15 protein-coding genes are annotated in these 14,835 nt (G+C 69.9%); 6 read left to right on the top strand and 9 right to left on the bottom strand.

The window, feature by feature from the left end:
• Positions 1-34 precede the first annotated feature (34 nt).
• Positions 35-322: a putative quinol monooxygenase gene (locus ASE01_RS00515; protein WP_056747726.1), complete on the bottom strand. Its 288-nt coding sequence runs from the start codon at positions 320-322 to the stop codon at positions 35-37.
• Between the two features lie 77 nt (positions 323-399).
• On the opposite strand from ASE01_RS00515, the gene ASE01_RS00510 reads away from it, so the two are divergent.
• Together ASE01_RS00510 and ASE01_RS00505 are read left to right on the top strand one after the other, a co-directional pair.
• The gene (locus tag ASE01_RS00510; protein ID WP_056747724.1) at positions 400-1,002 is read left to right on the top strand and encodes an ABATE domain-containing protein; all 603 of its coding nucleotides are present in this window, start codon (positions 400-402) and stop codon (positions 1,000-1,002) included.
• Entirely contained in the window at positions 1,002-1,643 is a 642-nt protein-coding gene (locus ASE01_RS00505; protein WP_056747722.1) for a pyridoxamine 5'-phosphate oxidase family protein, read from the top strand. Before ASE01_RS00510 ends, ASE01_RS00505 begins: the two co-directional genes overlap by 1 nt.
• Before the next feature lie 106 nt (positions 1,644-1,749).
• On the opposite strand, the gene ASE01_RS00500 is transcribed toward ASE01_RS00505, so the two are convergent.
• The 5 genes from ASE01_RS00500 to ASE01_RS00480 all read right to left on the bottom strand — a co-directional run bounded on the left by ASE01_RS00500 (position 1,750) and on the right by ASE01_RS00480 (position 5,063).
• Positions 1,750-2,412: a helix-turn-helix transcriptional regulator gene (locus ASE01_RS00500; RefSeq protein ID WP_162260253.1), complete on the bottom strand. Its 663-nt coding sequence runs from the start codon at positions 2,410-2,412 to the stop codon at positions 1,750-1,752.
• A 272-nt stretch (positions 2,413-2,684) separates the two neighbouring features.
• On the bottom strand, positions 2,685-3,407 hold the full coding sequence (locus ASE01_RS00495) for a GAF and ANTAR domain-containing protein (RefSeq protein WP_056747719.1): 723 nt from the start codon (positions 3,405-3,407) through the stop codon (positions 2,685-2,687).
• Positions 3,408-3,458: 51 nt separating this feature from the next.
• Positions 3,459-4,163 (bottom strand): GAF and ANTAR domain-containing protein, encoded by a 705-nt coding sequence (locus ASE01_RS00490; protein ID WP_157537020.1) that lies wholly within the window; start codon positions 4,161-4,163, stop codon positions 3,459-3,461.
• 250 nt (positions 4,164-4,413) lie between these two features.
• Positions 4,414-4,680 carry a metal-sensitive transcriptional regulator gene (locus tag ASE01_RS00485; RefSeq protein ID WP_414858523.1) on the bottom strand — a complete coding sequence of 89 codons (267 nt, stop codon included), beginning with the start codon at positions 4,678-4,680 and terminating at the stop codon, positions 4,414-4,416.
• On the bottom strand, positions 4,677-5,063 hold the full coding sequence (locus ASE01_RS00480; RefSeq protein WP_235535813.1) for a DUF302 domain-containing protein: 387 nt from the start codon (positions 5,061-5,063) through the stop codon (positions 4,677-4,679). Before ASE01_RS00480 ends, ASE01_RS00485 begins: the two co-directional genes overlap by 4 nt.
• A 131-nt stretch (positions 5,064-5,194) precedes the next feature.
• Here ASE01_RS00480 and ASE01_RS00475 point away from each other — a divergent pair, with 131 nt between their 5' ends.
• From ASE01_RS00475 to ASE01_RS00460, 4 genes are all read left to right on the top strand, one after another.
• Entirely contained in the window at positions 5,195-7,360 is a 2,166-nt protein-coding gene (locus ASE01_RS00475) for an MMPL family transporter (protein WP_056747709.1), read from the top strand.
• 42 nt (positions 7,361-7,402) lie between these two features.
• The gene (locus ASE01_RS00470; RefSeq protein WP_056747707.1) at positions 7,403-7,789 is read left to right on the top strand and encodes a carboxymuconolactone decarboxylase family protein; all 387 of its coding nucleotides are present in this window, start codon (positions 7,403-7,405) and stop codon (positions 7,787-7,789) included.
• Positions 7,790-7,981: 192 nt separating this feature from the next.
• Entirely contained in the window at positions 7,982-10,558 is a 2,577-nt protein-coding gene (locus ASE01_RS00465; RefSeq protein WP_082605680.1) for a LuxR C-terminal-related transcriptional regulator, read from the top strand.
• 87 nt (positions 10,559-10,645) lie between these two features.
• A complete protein-coding gene (locus ASE01_RS00460) occupies positions 10,646-13,159 on the top strand; it encodes a helix-turn-helix transcriptional regulator (RefSeq protein ID WP_157537019.1) in 2,514 nt (837 codons plus the stop codon).
• Positions 13,160-13,178: 19 nt separating this feature from the next.
• On the opposite strand, the gene ASE01_RS00455 is transcribed toward ASE01_RS00460, so the two are convergent.
• Genes ASE01_RS00455 through ASE01_RS00445 form a run of 3 tightly spaced genes read right to left on the bottom strand, consistent with a single transcriptional unit; the run spans position 13,179 to position 14,685 of the window.
• Positions 13,179-13,643: a hypothetical protein gene (locus ASE01_RS00455; RefSeq protein WP_157537018.1), complete on the bottom strand. Its 465-nt coding sequence runs from the start codon at positions 13,641-13,643 to the stop codon at positions 13,179-13,181.
• Between the two features lie 8 nt (positions 13,644-13,651).
• On the bottom strand, positions 13,652-14,254 hold the full coding sequence (locus tag ASE01_RS00450; RefSeq protein ID WP_056747698.1) for a hypothetical protein: 603 nt from the start codon (positions 14,252-14,254) through the stop codon (positions 13,652-13,654).
• A complete protein-coding gene (locus ASE01_RS00445) occupies positions 14,251-14,685 on the bottom strand; it encodes a hypothetical protein (RefSeq protein WP_056747695.1) in 435 nt (144 codons plus the stop codon). Before ASE01_RS00445 ends, ASE01_RS00450 begins: the two co-directional genes overlap by 4 nt.
• Positions 14,686-14,835: the final 150 nt, after the last annotated feature.

Below are 14,835 nucleotides of genomic sequence, written 5' to 3'. Positions count from 1 at the left end.
CCTCCGCCCGGATGGGTCTGCGGAGGGGAAGAGCTCAGAGAGCGCCGAGAACGTGGATGACGACCTCGCCGGCCAGCAGCGGGCCGGCGACCTCGAAGGCCTTGGCCACGTGGGGCTGGCTCATGTGGGCGTCCAGGTCCTCCTGGGCACGCCACTCCTCGATCGTCACGTAGGTGCCGGGCACGGACGCGGACGGGTACACGTCGTAGCGCAGGCACCCCTCGTCCTCGGCGGAGGCGGCGGCCAGCTCGGCGAGAGCGGGCCCGGCCTCGGCTGCGCGGGCGGGGTCGAGCGGGATGGTCGCGACAACGTTGATCGTCATGGGGCGACCCTACTGGTCGCGCCAGACCTGCTAATGAATAAGTTGATTAGAAAGCATTAGGCACCTATGCTCGAGTCATGCGCAGCCCCGCGGCCCCCTTCGCCCACGACGACGTCGCTGCCGCGGGCCTGCTCCTCGCCGGCGAGCCGCTCGCCGTCGACCTGGCCAACACGGTGACCGTGGCGACGGACCCGGCGGTGGAGCTGCTCGTCGACGACGAACGGCACGCCGCGTTCTGGGCGCTGCAGGCGCACCGGCTGCCCCCCGGTGCCACGGCGCCCTCGCCGGGGCAGACCGCCGACCTGCGCAGCGCCGTCCGCTCGGTTCTGCTGAGCCACCTCGACAACCTCCCCTTCGACCGTTCCGCGGTGTCAGCGGTCAATGCCGCAGCCGCCGACGCGCCGTCTGCCCCGCAGCTCGCGATCGTCACCGCGGGCGCCGGGCTTCGTACGTCGTGGGGGACGCAGGACTCGGTGGCGCTCACCGTCGGCGCCGTCGCCCGGTCGGCGATCGACGTCGTGACGGGGTCGTCGGCGGACCGGCTCCGGGTCTGCGCGTCCGACGCCTGCAGCCTGCTGTTCGTCGCCACCCACGCCAAGCGGCAGTGGTGCTCGTCGGCCGTCTGCGGCAACCGCGCACGAGTCGCCCGCCATGCCCGCCGCCAACGACAGGAGCTGTGATGAACAAGCACTACGCCGCGATCGCGTTCACCGACACGGTCCAGCAGGTCCAGGAGCGTCACGGCAGCCGGGACTTCTACGGCGCCAAGGCGGCGCGCGGGATCGCGGACCGCTCCGGGCCGGACCCGCTCGGCCCGCACGAGCGGGACTACCTCGAGGAGCGGGACGCCTTCTTCCTTGCGTCCGTGAGCGAGACCGGGTGGCCCTACGTCCAGCACCGCGGCGGGCCTCCCGGCTTCCTGCGCGTCCTCGACGACCACATGATCGGCTGGGCCGACTTCAAGGGCAACCTGCAGTACGTCAGCGTCGGCAACCTCGCCCACGACGACCGGGTCTCGCTCATCGCCATGGACCACGCCGGCCGGCAGCGCCTGAAGGTCTTCGGCCGCGCCCGGGTGGTGACACTCGCCGACGAGCCGGAGCTGGTGGAGAGGCTCGCTGATCCGAGCTCCGATGCCGTCGTCGAGCGCGCGATCGTCGTCGCCGTCGAGGCCTTCGAATGGAACTGCCCGCAGCACATCACGCCGCGCTACAGCGCTGCCGAGCTCGAGCCGGTGCATGCCGCGATGCGCGAGCGCCTGGCCGCCGCCGAGGCGGAGATCGCCGCGCTGCGCGAGGAGCTGGCGACCCGCGCCGGGTAGCGGCTCAGGCGGTCAGGTCGGCGATGAGCAAGTCAGCGAGGGTGAACCGCTGCTCGCCGTCGCCGACCCGGCCGAACCATCAGTACTACGGACAGGTAGTCCACGGTCAGCGCAGTGGTGGCTCCCAGGCGACCCGATGTGCGGCGCCCACTGCTGCGAGCTGTGAGGTGACCTCGAGCTTCGCGAGGATCGACTTGATCTGGCTTCGCACGGTCTCCTTGGTCGTCAGCCGCGTTCGCGCGATGTCCAGCGCCGACGCGCCTTTCATCAGTGCTCCGAGCACCGCCATCTCGGGTTCGGTGAGGCGATCCAACCTGGCCCGGAACGTGCGTGCTTCTTCTCGATCGGTGACGGCAGTGTGGACCAGCGTGGCCCGCTCATCGCGAGACATCAGCGGCAGGCCGTCACGCACCCGTTGGGCGATGGTCACCACGTCCTTGAGCGAGCGCGACTTGTGGAGGACGTCCTTGGCGCCCTGCTGGATGGCTTCGCCCCAATGGACCTGGTTCCGCGACTCGGTGATGAGGACGACCGTCGCCCCCGCCGTGGTCAGCGGTGCGATCAGGCGCATTCCGTTGCCGATGTGACCAAGGTCGTGTTCCAGCAGTACCAACCGCCCCATGCTGCGGAGCGCGGCGGCGAGAGCCGTGGCCAGGGACGACTGCGGGTGGGAGAAGTCGACCGTCGCGACGAGATGTCCCTCTCGCTCCAGCGTCACCGCGATCGAGTCCGCCAGCAGGGTGTGGTGGCCGATGATGGTGATCCGCATCGCGCGACTCGGCGCGCCCGAGCGTTGCGTGCGAGCGTGCGGGAACTCGCCGCCCATCGGGTGTGTCTCGGTGTGGTGGAGCGGAGGGATCCCTTCGCTCGCGGAATTCCCGTCCGGTGGTTCGTTGACCCTCGCCATGGCCCAGTCCGTTCGTTCGTGATGAACGTGGACTCGCGGGGTCCGGGCGGGTCGATCGATACCTGACCATGTCTACACCGAGGATCGGCGGCGCGCCAGAGACCTTTCGGTTCGAGTGCGACCGGTCACGATGGTCAGCTCTGTCTCAGCTGATCGACGCTCAGAGAACGTTCTGCCACCCGGCGTGCGGTTTCCCTGACGGACACGTTGTTGCGGCGGCTGTAGGTGCGCATGAGCTGGAAGGCCTGGTCGACGTCGAGACCGGCGCTCGCCATCAGGGAGCCCTTCGCCTGCTCGATCAGCACGCGGTTGTCGAGTGCTGCCTGGAGCTGCTCGGCGATGAGACCGGACTGCCGGACCGCCCGTTCCTGGAGCAAGCCGATGGTGGCGATGTCTGCCAACGCCTGTCCCACGGCGACGTCGTCGTCACTCAAGCGGGACTCGGTGGTGCAGAACAGGTTCATCGCCCCGACGACCGAGTCCCGAAGGCGCAGCGGGATGGCATGGGCGGACTGGAATCCGCCGTCGGCCAGCGCGCGGGTGAAGGCCGGCCACCGTTCCTGAGCCTCGGCGAGCCCGACGTTGACGACCGCTCGACCGGTCGCCAGGCAGTCGAGACAAGGGCCTTCCTCGTTCTGCAGCTCGAGGAGCTCGAGGAGCTGCGCCTGGTCACTCGTCGATGCGACGACGTGCATGACGCCGTGCGGGTCGAGGAGGATGACGCCAGCCGCATCGGCATTCAGCAGCCCGACACTTCTGTCAGTCAGGACTGACAGGAAGTCGAGCACGTCGAACTCGTCGATCAAGGTGTCCGCGAGCTCAACGAAGACTCGGGTCAGTCGCAGTTCATTCGTCATGGCCATCTCCTCCAGCCGAGCGCCCCGTGGGGAGCAGCGGGCGTCCGTTCCTCAATCATCCTCTTTTTCCTCCGGGTGGAGCCGCAGCTGGCCCGAGAGCACGTCGTGGGCGACGTCGACGAGCGGCCGGTCAGCGGCGAACGCGTTCGCGCGCAGCAGCAACAGCGCTTCGGACATCTCCAGCGATGCCTTGACCGACAGAAAGCCGGTCGCTTGGTGGATCACGGCCCGGTAGGCCATGGGCGCGGCGAGATCGGGGTGGAGCGCGGTCTCTGTCGCCTCGCCCTGGAGGCCGACCAGCACGGCGACGGCGGCGGCCGCATAGGTTTCGGCCGTGTCGCTCTGGGCGTCGTCCAGGTGTCCGGGGCTCGACCGATAGAGCCCGAGACTGCCGAGCCTGACCCCGCCGACCCGCAGCGGAAGCGCGCTCACCCCCCGGATGCCCGCGGCAACGGCGGCAGGCGCGAAGATCGGCCACCTGGCGCCGGAGTCGATCATGAGGTCGTCGTGGATGACGCTCCGGCTGGCCAGCGACGCATCGACGCTCGGGCCTTCTCCCACGTCCGACTGCAGTTCCTCGACCCGCGAGGCGATGAGCCCTGACGCCCCGACGACCGTCCTGTGCCCGGCGGTGTTCGTGAGAGTCATGCCCACGGCCGTCAGGCGGAGGGTCTGGGCGCAGTCCATGCAGAGGAGGTCGGGGAGTGACGTCCCGCCGCCGGACTGGCCATGGATGGTCGCAAGGATCTGCGTCACCGTCGTCACATTCATGTCCCCGGGTAGCAGGAGCAACCCCGGATCCGGGGCCACATCGGGTCCGGCGTCTCCGTCGAGGAGGTACCGGAATCCCACCACCGATCCTGGGAACCCGGCATCACGCGTTGAGTACGGCAGATTGCGCGGCGTGAGGCCGTCGTCGGGGGTTTTCTCATCGTAGCCCGCACCGCAGCGTTGCTGACGCGCCAGACGATCCTCGTCCGCCGGACCTGTGAAGTGTGGCGCGCCCTCATGCCAGGGACAGGAACAACTTCTCCATCTTCTTGACGTCCAGGCTGTCGGCGCCGCCCTCGGTGATGCACTGCTGGAGCCCTGTGGCGACGATCGCGAAGCCGGCCCGGTCGAGGGCCTTGGAGACCGCTGCCAGCTGGGTGACGACGTCTTCGCAGTCGCGGCCCTCCTCGAGCATCTTCACAACGCCGGCGAGTTGACCCTGGGCGCGTTTGATCCGGTTCACCACTGGCTTCATGGCCACGGCGTCGAGCTGCATTGTCAGTTCTCCTTCTCGAGAGACTCGAGGACTCTGGTCAACCGCTCTCGAGCATCGGCTGCCACGGTGCGGACCTCCTCGCTGTCGACCATCCCGGCCAAGAATGCAGGATCGAACGCCTCGACGGTGGTGGATGTCGTTCGCGCGCTGCGAACTACCACGTTGCAGGGAAGCAGTGTCGCGATGGACGGGTCGGCCAGCAGGGCCTGATGGGCCAGTGCCGGGCGACATGCCCCGAGGATGACCTGGGGAGGCATCTCGACATCGAGCTTGGCCTTCAGTGTCGCGCTCATGTCGATCTCGGTGATGATCCCGAAACCTTCCGCGGCCAGGGCGCCGCGGACGAGTTCGAGGGTCTCCGGGAAACCCCGTTCCACGGTCGCGGTCATCGTGTAGCTGCTCATCGGGCTGCCTCCTGTGGCGGGTACTGGATTGCATTGGACGATACCCCGGGGGGTGTTTGACTCCAGTTCAATATACCCCCTAGGGTATGTCGCATTCCCCAAGGAGAGAGTGATCCATGACCGCCACCGCGTCGCACCCGTCCCGTACCGACCTCGACCCGGAGATTGGTTTCCGTCCCGGTCCGCTGGGTCGGCTGGGCGTGTGGGTGACCCGCCGACGTCGTACGACGGCCGCGGTCTGGGTGCTCCTGATCGTCGGGCTCGGCGCTTTCGCACCACGAGTGGAGAGCGACCTCTCTGGTGCTGGATGGCAGGCCGACGGATCGCAGTCAGTCGCTGCCCGCGAGCTGGCCCGCGATCACTTCGGCGGCAACGCGAGCTCGGCCATCCAGGTGGTTGTCCGTTCCGCCGAGGGGCCGGTCACCGAAGGAGTCGGCGCCGAAGTGCTGGCGCGGGCGACCGCGATGCTCGACACGGATCCGCGAATCGCCGAGGTGGTCCAGCCACAGGCCGGAGCAACCCTGAGCCAGGACGGCACGACAGCCGTGCTGCTGGCCGGCGCAGGGGCTGACACCAACGAGATGGTCCGGGTGGCCGATGACGTCAAGGGGCCACTCGAGGAGCTGTCTGGCGACGGAGTGACGGTGAACCCGACGGGTGCGTCGCTGCTGTGGTCGGACTTCAACGAGGCCAATCTGAGCGCGATGTTGAAGTCGGAGTTGTTCTCCTGGCCGGTGACGTTGGCGATCCTGGTGCTCGCGTTCGGTGCCCTCGTGGCGGCCGGCCTCCCGCTGCTCCTGACCATCTCCGGCTTGGTTGCCTCGGCTGGTTCGTTGGTGCTCATCAACCAATTCGTCCCGGTGTCCATCTGGGCAATGAACTTCGCGATGATGTTCGCGCTCGCGCTGGGCATCGACTACGCCCTGTTCCTGGTCGTTCGCTACCGCGCCGCGCGGATGGCTGCGCATGGATCGCCGCGGGCGGCGATCGCGGAGACCATGGACACCGCCGGCAAGGCTGTGCTCCTCTCCGGCGCCACGGTGCTGATCTCGCTGTCCGCGGTGATGTTGGTGCCCTCCCCGTCATTCCGATCGATGGCTGGCGGGATCATGCTGGCGGTCCTGTTCGTCCTCGGCGCGACCCTGACGCTGTTGCCGTTGGTGCTCTTCGAGCTCGACGACCGGATCAACAAGTTCTCCCTTCCCTGGGCCCGCGAGGGAGAGCACCGCTCCGCCCGCTTCGCGGCGTGGGGAGAGCGCCTGTGGAAGCGGCCGTTGGTCTGGGGGCTGGGTTCCCTCGTCGTCCTGGGCGTCCTGGCAGCGCCGATCGTCGGCGTGACGACGGCGATGCCGTCGATCAAGGTGCTGCCGGACGATGCTTCGGCCCGGATCGGCTACGACCTCGTTCAGGAGAGCTTCGGTCCCGGCGCCCCCGGAACCCTGCAGGTCATCGTCGATCAGGCCCAGGCCGTGGAGGCCGCCGCTGTGGTGGCCGATGATCCCGGGATTGCCGGTTCCGTGCCCGCATCGCCGGCACCGGATGGCTCTGGTCTGTCGCTGATCCAGGCCGTCCCCACGGTCGACCCGTCCGATCCGGCCCTGGCCGCGACGGTCGACCGGCTGCGTGCCGACCTTCCCTCCACGGCCCTGGTCGGGGGTGCGGCGGTGGAGAACCTCGACCTGAAGACCCAGCTCGATGACTCGACCCCACTGGTGGTCGGAGTGATCCTGGCGCTCGGCTTCCTCTTGCTTCTCGTCGCACTCCAGGCGCCACTGATCGCCTTGCTGGGCACCTTGGTGAGCCTGCTCTCGACTGCCGCGGCCTTCGGGGTGGCCAGGCTGATCTTCCAGGAAGGCTGGGGCGCGGGGTTCTTCGGATTCGAGTCCCAAGGGTTCCTGGATGCCTGGGCTCCGGTGTTCTTCTTCGCCATGATCTTCGCCATCGCGATGGACTACACGGTCTTCCTGCTCGCCTCGGCCAAGGAGCACCACGAACGAAGCGGCGACCCACATGACGCCATGGTCGGCGCGGTCGCCCACTCCGGGAGGTTGATCTTCGCCGCCGGTGCGGTCATGGTCGCGGTCTTCTTCACCTTCGCGCTCTCGGGCCCCCTGCCGCCCAAGGAGATGGGCATCATCCTCGGCATCGCCGTGCTTCTCGACGCCTTCCTCGTCCGGCTGGTCCTGCTGCCGGTGCTGCTTCGCCTGACCGGACGCGCGGCCTGGTGGGCGCCTCGCTGGCTGACCCGGATCCTCCCCGACATCCGCTTCGCCCACGGCTGACCATCGCCGCCCCTGATCACTCGTCCGACGGAAGGAACCACCATGAGCACCACGACCACCCATGCCCAGCACGGCAAGGAAGTTCTGGCCGATCTTGCGCCGCTGCACCGCGAGCTACGACGTGCGATCCCAGCGGTCTACAAGGGTTTCGGTGAACTCCACAAGGCGGCCTTCACCGCCGGTGAGCTCGACGTGAAGACCAAGGAGCTGATCGCCCTGGCCATCGGGGTGGTCGAAGGCTGCGACGGATGCATCGCATCGCACGCCCAGGCTGCCGCACGCGCCGGAGCCAGCCGACAGGAAGCTGCCGAGGCCATCGGCGTCACCTTCTTGATGAAGGGCGGCCCCGCCACCATCCACGGCCCCCGCGCCTATGACGCATTCTGCGATTTCGCAGACGACGTCGAGTCCGACGCCGCACCGGTCTGAAGGAGCCCACCATGTGCAGAGCAGTCCGATGCTGAACCTGCGTAACGACCAGCACCAACGAGCGCGCCACGACCCAGTCGATTCCTGAGACGTCGAGGCTGGTCGGGTGCACCGTCCCCGCTGCATGCGAAGGAGGCGCGCCAGGAGCGGATCTGGGACACGGCGCTGCTGCCGATCTCCTATGCTCCGGCCATGCCGTGGCCCATCCTCGACCGTCCTGAGGCTGAAGGTCGGCTCGAGGAATCACTCACCTCGACACCGCCGCGCCCGGTGCTGCTGCGCGGCACTTCCGGGATCGGCAAGACGACCATGGCCCGTCGGTCGGCCGCACGGTGGTCGGGCACGGGTACGACGGTGCTGTCGGTCGTCGGACTGGCCGAGCTCCACGACGCCCCGCTGGCGCCCTTCGTCCCCTTGCTGCGCGAGCTCGGCCTGCGCTACCGCGAGCCAGCGGGGCTGACCGCACGTGACCTGATCGCCGCGATCGGGACCCGAGCTCGAGAAGTCCTCCTCGTCGTCGACGACGCGCCCCTCCTCGACGGCGCCTCCGGCGCCGTCCTCCACCAGTTGGTGCGGGCCTTCGGCGTGCCGGTCATCATGACCGGGCGTACCGAGCACGGCCTCACCGGGCCGTTGGAACGACTCGTCATCGAGGACGCTCTCGACATGATCGATCTCGAGCCGATGAGCCGCGGCGACGTCGATCACCTCCTCCGAGGCCGACTCGGGGCGAGTGTCCGACCCGACGACGTCACCCGGCTCCACCAGCAGACGGGCGGAAACCCCCTGCACCTGCGTGAGCTGGTCGACCTCGCCGAGCGGCGGGGTCTGCTGCGCCGCGTCGGCGCCGGCGTCGAGATCGACGGTGTGGCGCTGCCACGCGACCTGCACACCACGATCGCCGACCGCTTGAACGAGCTGGCTCCGGACGAGATGGCCGTTGTGCAGCTCGTCGCCCTCGGGGCATCGGCGCCGCGGGCGGTGCTGCTGCCTGTCCCCGGCGAACAGCGAATCGCCGACGACCTGATCGGTCGCGGGTTCATCGAGGATCATGACGACGTCCTGCGCGTCGCCCACCCGACCTTCGGCGAAGTCGTCCTCGAGAGCATGGATCCTCCTCAGCGCGATGCTGTGGTCCACCGGGTCGCCGGCAGGCTCGAGGACGGCGACGACGAGGACCTGCGGTTCACGGCTGTCCGGCTGCGGTGCGACACGGCCCTGGGCGCCGACCTGGACGACATCGCATGGGCCGTCCGACGCGCCTACTCCATGGGGGCGCATCTGATGGCCCACGAGCTCGCCGATCGGTTGCGCGCCGCAGGACAGGACGAGCCGACCGCCTTCGGGACGGCCGTCGACGAGGCCAGCGCGCTGTCGTTCCTCGGTCGTCTGGACCGCGCCGATGCTGCGTTCGTCCTCGCCGAGACGGTCGCGACAACGTCCGCCGACCTGGCCCTGCTGGTCTCCCGCTGCGGCAGCCACCACGCCTACCGCCGGTTCGACGTCCGTTCCGCGCTCGCGCTCGCGACCCGCCTCGCACCGCGCATCGAGGCGAAGGATCGCGGACTGCTCGATCCAGAGATCCGGACGTGGCGGATCCTCAATGGCGAGCTGCCGGACGAGGCCGAGAGTGTCCTCGCGCCGGCCGACGACTCCGCGCCCGAGGTGGCTGTCCGGGGGGCGATCTCTGCGGTCATGCTCGACTCGATGGGCGGCCGGTTGGGCGGTGAGGCCGCCGACGTCCTGACCCGCATCGAGCGCGAGCAGGGCATCCTCGATCCGTTCGCAGCTGCGATGGTGCACATCCAGCGCTACTTCCTTCTGCTCTCCCAGGGCCGCGGGGAGGAGGCTGCCGGGGTGTGCGAGGAGCAGCGGGTCGTCTGCAACCCGGACTCGGTCGGGATGTGGTCACTGACCCTCGGCATCCATCGCATGTACGGCGGCCGGCTGGCCGATGCGCTGGCTCTGGCCGAGCTGGCCGTCGAGCAGCTGGGGTGGCGTGATCCGCTCGGATTCCACGGATTCGCTGTGGCGCTCCAGGCCAACGTGGAGGCACAGCTCGGCCGCGGCGAGGTGGCGATGGCCCGCCTCGCGACACTTCGTCCGTCCCAGATCGCCGATCCCAAGACCGCGATGCAGCGCTCCGAGGCCCTGGCCTGGGTGGCGGCGCTGGCGGGCGACCCCGCAGTGGCGGCACGCACCGTCCTCGCGGCCGCGCGGGTCGCCGCTGACGCCGGGCACGACCTCGTCGCAGCGATCTCGCTCTCGGTGTGCTTCCGTCTCGACCAGGCCACGCAGGCAGCTGACCTGCTGGCCCACATCCACCACCGGGTCGGCCCCGGCCTCGGGCTGTACGACGCGCTGACAGCAGTGGGCAACGCGCTCGGGGCGGGCCAGCCGGAGGCTGTTCACTCCGCAGCGGGACGTCTCGCACAGGCAGGCATGGAGGCGACCTCCGTCGACGTCCTGCGCGTTGCCGAGGCGATGCCTGCTGCGCGGACCCGGCCGGAGCTGCTGCGACGGCTCCAGCGGACTCGTCGCGAGCTGGAGCTGCGCACCGACGTCCGGCCGTGGCAGATCGGCGACGCCGATCTTCTGACCGATCGTGAGTGGGAGGTCGTCGACCTTGCATGCGACCGGCTGTCGAGCCGAGAGATCGCCGAACGGTTGGTGCTCTCAGTGCGCACGGTCGACAACCACCTGGCCCGGATCTACCGCAAGCTCGGCGTCTCCGGCAGGACCGAGCTGCGGACGCTCTTCGCGTCGTAGTCGAGGGCCGTCCGAGCGTGAGTAGGTTCTACTCAACTTGCGCCGAACGGGAGTGCGCGGGTCGGCATCGCCCGCAGAATCCTCTCCGTGGACCAACGGGAGGCCGTGACGAGGGCGGCCGCGGCCGCGACGGGCGGACGCCCGGTGGTGATCCGGGTGGCTCGCGGTGGCGGACGCACCCACACCGCGCGGCTGGTCGCCGAAGCGCTGCGCGCTGCTGGGCGCGTGATCGTGGAGGTTCTCGGCGCTGACGGCACCACTGGGCTTCCCCTCGCTCCCTTCGCGCCGGTGCTGTCGTCGTACCAGCTCGACGGTGCGGTCGGAGCCGCCGACCCCTCGCTCGCCCTGCTCGCCTACACCCGGCTCCCACGCCTGCTCGCGGATCCACAGGCCGCGGCCTGTGTCGTGGTCGACGACGCCGACGACCTCGACAGTGCCTCAGGTGTGCTCGTCTCCCACCTGGCGCGGGCCGGAGCCAGCGTCGTGCTGGTCGCCGCCGACCTCGTGAGCCTGCCGCGAGCGATTCGGGACGGCATCGCCGACGGCCGCTGGGAGCTGATCGAGGTCGCCCCCGCCAGCCCGGACGAGATCCTGGCCCTCGCCACCGCCCGCGTGGGTGGCGAGCTCTCCGCTGGTGCCGCCGCCTCCTTGCTGGCCCGGTGCGAGGGACGGCCTGCCGTGGCGGTGGCGCTGCTCGAGTACGCCGTGCCCGAGCCCACCCCCGGAGGAGTGGAGCTGCGCTGGACGCAGCCAGGAGCGGCCGAGCTGGGCCGGTGGTTCCTCGACCCCGCGCTGCTTGCCCCGGATGTGCGCCGAGCCGCCGAGGTCGTGGCCGTCGCTGGCGACGTCCCGGCGGACGCGGTCCGGCAGGTGGGGGGCATGGACCGCCTGCTCAGCGACGGTGTGTTGCGGGAGGACGCGGGCATGATCGGGTTCGCCCGGCACCTGGACCGTGACCTCGTCCTCGCCGCGACGCCGCCGTCTCTCGGCAGGCTGCGCGCAGCGGAGGCGCTCTCCGTGTTCTCGGCCGTCTCCGGCGACGACAGCGGGCGGGCACGCTCGGCGTTGTTGGCGGTGCGCGCTGGGTCCCCACCGCCGGCGGGCGCGATCCTCGCTGCTGCCCAACAGCCTGCGCTGACCACGCCGGAACGGGCCGAATTGCTCGCGGCAGCCCCGAACGACTTCGCCGCCACCCAGTTGCTGCGCGGTGCGGAGGCGTCGGCGGCCGGGCAGCTCGAGGCCGCCGGTGCGTGCCTCGACCGCGCGCGAGCACTCCTGGCGGGCGACCGGACTCGCCCGGACCACGACGACCTGCTGGTCCGCCTGGCCCACGAGCTGGGCGTCCTGCACGCCGTTCGACACGGCGACGCGGCGGTCGCGGTCGCCGCCGTGACCTCGCTGTTGTCCGAACCCGTCGGGAGCCGGACCAAGGATCTGATCGCCACGGGCCTGGTCAAGTGGCGGCTGATGGCCGGGGAGACCGACGTCGCAGCCCCCGACGTCGATGCCGCGGACGTGGACGCTGCTGGAGCCGTCGGCGCCGCCGTGATCGGTGCGATGATCGCCAGTCTCGACGGCAGCAGGAGCGCTGCAGAGCAGGAGGTCGCAGCCGGATTTCGGGCACTCGCACGCACCACCGTCGCTCCGGCGAGCTCCGGGCATCTCCTGGAGCTCTCGCGTTTTCTCGCGCTCGTGTTCGACGGCGAGCTGGCGAGGGCGCAGGAGTTGTCCACGTCGAGGCGCGATGCCGCCGCTCGGGCGGCTGGATACGAGCTCGGGATGTGGGAGTACGCCGCGGCCGAGCTCGCGTTGCACACCGGACGCCTCGACGATGCCGCCGTACTGGGCGGGCGCGCGGTGCGCCACCTCGCGTGGCACGACTTCACCGGCCTGCGTACGACGGCCGAGGCTCTCGTGCTCGCGGTGGCGGCGCGGCGTGGGCAGACCGGTCTGGAACCACCGGATCCAGCGGACGAACCCGATGTGAAGGTTGCCCTGCACCTGGCCCGCGTTGCGGCCACCAGGTCAGGACCGGACGTTCTCGTCGTCGCCGCTCGCCGCGCCCTCGCTGAAAGTCACGGCCACCTCGGCGTGCTCGCTCTCGACGAGGCATGGATGATGTGCCGCTCTCCAGGTCTCGCCGACGAGCTGCTCGAGCTCGGTGGCCGGGGAGGCGTTGCCCGGCTGCTGGCCACCCGGGCCTCGGCCCAGGTCGACGGATCGGCGCAGCGCCTGTCGGCTGCGGCCGTCGCCCTCGAGGAGACGGGCCTCGTGGGCCGTGCTGCCGACTCCTGGGAGCAGGCAGCACGCCTGCACCAGGAGTCGGGGCGCCACGACGCGGCCGTCCGGGACCGGCGTACGGCTGCGGTGCTGCGTTCGGTTCACCTGCTCGGTTCGTGGCCCGAGTCGGGTGTCCTCCTCAGCCGGCGGGAGATCGAGATCGCCCACCTCGCGGCTCAACGGGTGCGCAGCAAGGAGATCGGCGAGCAGCTCGGACTCTCGGTCCGCACGGTCGACAACCACCTCGCGAAGGTCTACCGCAAGCTCGGCGTGTCCGGGAGGACCGAGCTGCGCTCCGCGCTCGAGGAGCAGCCCGGCTGATGGCCGCGGCCGGCGTCCGTCACGACAGCTCGGCGTCGGGAGCACGTTCGCCGGACCAGGCGCTCTCCTGCGCGCCGTCGCAGTAGCCCCACGTGCCCTCGAAGGTGTTGCCGTCGGCGGAGAACGCGAAGGTGAAGGTTCCCCAGTGGGCGGTCCCGCCACGCTCCTCCTCGCACGCCACGGAGTTCAACGACTCGAACCACTCGCCCGCCACCTGCGCGCCGTCGACGGTCCCGGCGATCGTGTTCTCCCCGTCGTAGGTGCCGCTGAACTCTTGATCCGTCACCGTGAACCTCAGCGGCCCGTACGACGTCTCCCAGTCCCCGGCGGAGGGCAGGGACGATCCCGAGCCGGACGTCGAGGGAGACGCCGGGGAAGCCGACGGGGGAGAGACGGGCGTGGTCTCCGAGGTGGCGTCATCGGCGCCGCATCCGGCGAGGAGGACCAGCACGACGACGCCGAGCACCACCGGTCGCGTCGACACGTTCGCCATCATCGGTTGGTGTCTCCCACGGTGTAGATGACCGCCGTGTTCCCGGCATCCGGGTCGCTGTACGCAGCGAGGACGACGTCCCACGTCCCGTTGTCGAGCTGGCCGCCGTACAGGCCTGCCTGCAGCTCGGTCGCCAGCTCGAATCCGGCACCTTCCAGCAGCCGGACGGCCTCGTCGAACGCTTCCTGGGCGTCGCCGGCGACCTGGACGGTCACCGTCCAGACGGCGCTGTCGTTCTCCTTCACCGCCGCTCCCGTCAGGATCTCTCCTTCGATGAGCGGAACCTCGGCGGGGAAGTCCTCCGGCAGCTGGGTGCCGCTGATGTAGGAGCTGCCGCTCCCGTCGTCGATGCGGACCTCTCCACTGCCCGTGTCGACATCGACCTCGGCGCCGTCGCCGATCTGCTCCTCGGCGATCTTCTCGGCCACCTTCTCCCCGATGTCCTCGGAGCACGCGCCCAGGGTGAGCACCAGGGCCAACAGGCCCCCCGACCAGATCGTGGCAGTGAGTCCGCGATGGCGACTCCGGGCAGGGGGTCTGGTCAGGGGACCGAGCATCGCGAGGACCAGGGCGACCCCACGAAGCCACAGGCGGGTGATCACGGCTCAGTCACCGTGACGGTCAGCGTCGTCGTGTCGCCTGCGTCGGCGGCGGTGGTGCTGACCGAGCGATCGCCCGAGGTCCATGCTCCGGAGATCACGCTGCCGGGCTCGCCGCCCGTGGCGGACCAGTCCGCCAACAGGTCCGCATAGAACGCGTGCGCGTCCTCGGGAGACAGCAGGGTCTTCGCATTGACCGTACGACGAGTGCGACCCTCGGACGCCTCCTCGACGAGGTTCGCCGTGATCTGCGTCTGTGGGGGGAGAGTGATGTCGTCGGGCCAGCCGTCCGGCTTCTGTGCCAGGTCGGGCCCCAACGACGTCCCGGCATCGGCCGACCCTCCCGGCCCGGAGGCGCCACCCCCGTCGTCCCCACAACCCGACGCGGACACCAGGACAACGCTGAGCACGACGGCTCCGACGAAACTGCGCACGGTTCATCTCCTCGATCCCGCCGGACCGGACCGGCGACGTGGAGGACAGCGTGGCGGGGTCTGGACGAGGGTGCGCTGCGTAGGAATTACTCAGGTGCCAGTCGCCACGGGGCGGGGTCCGGTGGTGACCCACCCGAGGCGGTTGCTGCT

This window comes from Nocardioides sp. Root190 (assembly GCF_001428565.1).
Lineage (GTDB): Bacteria > Actinomycetota > Actinomycetes > Propionibacteriales > Nocardioidaceae > Nocardioides.
Note: the sequence above shows the minus strand (reverse complement) of the source record. Positions and strands in the feature narration are given on the sequence as shown.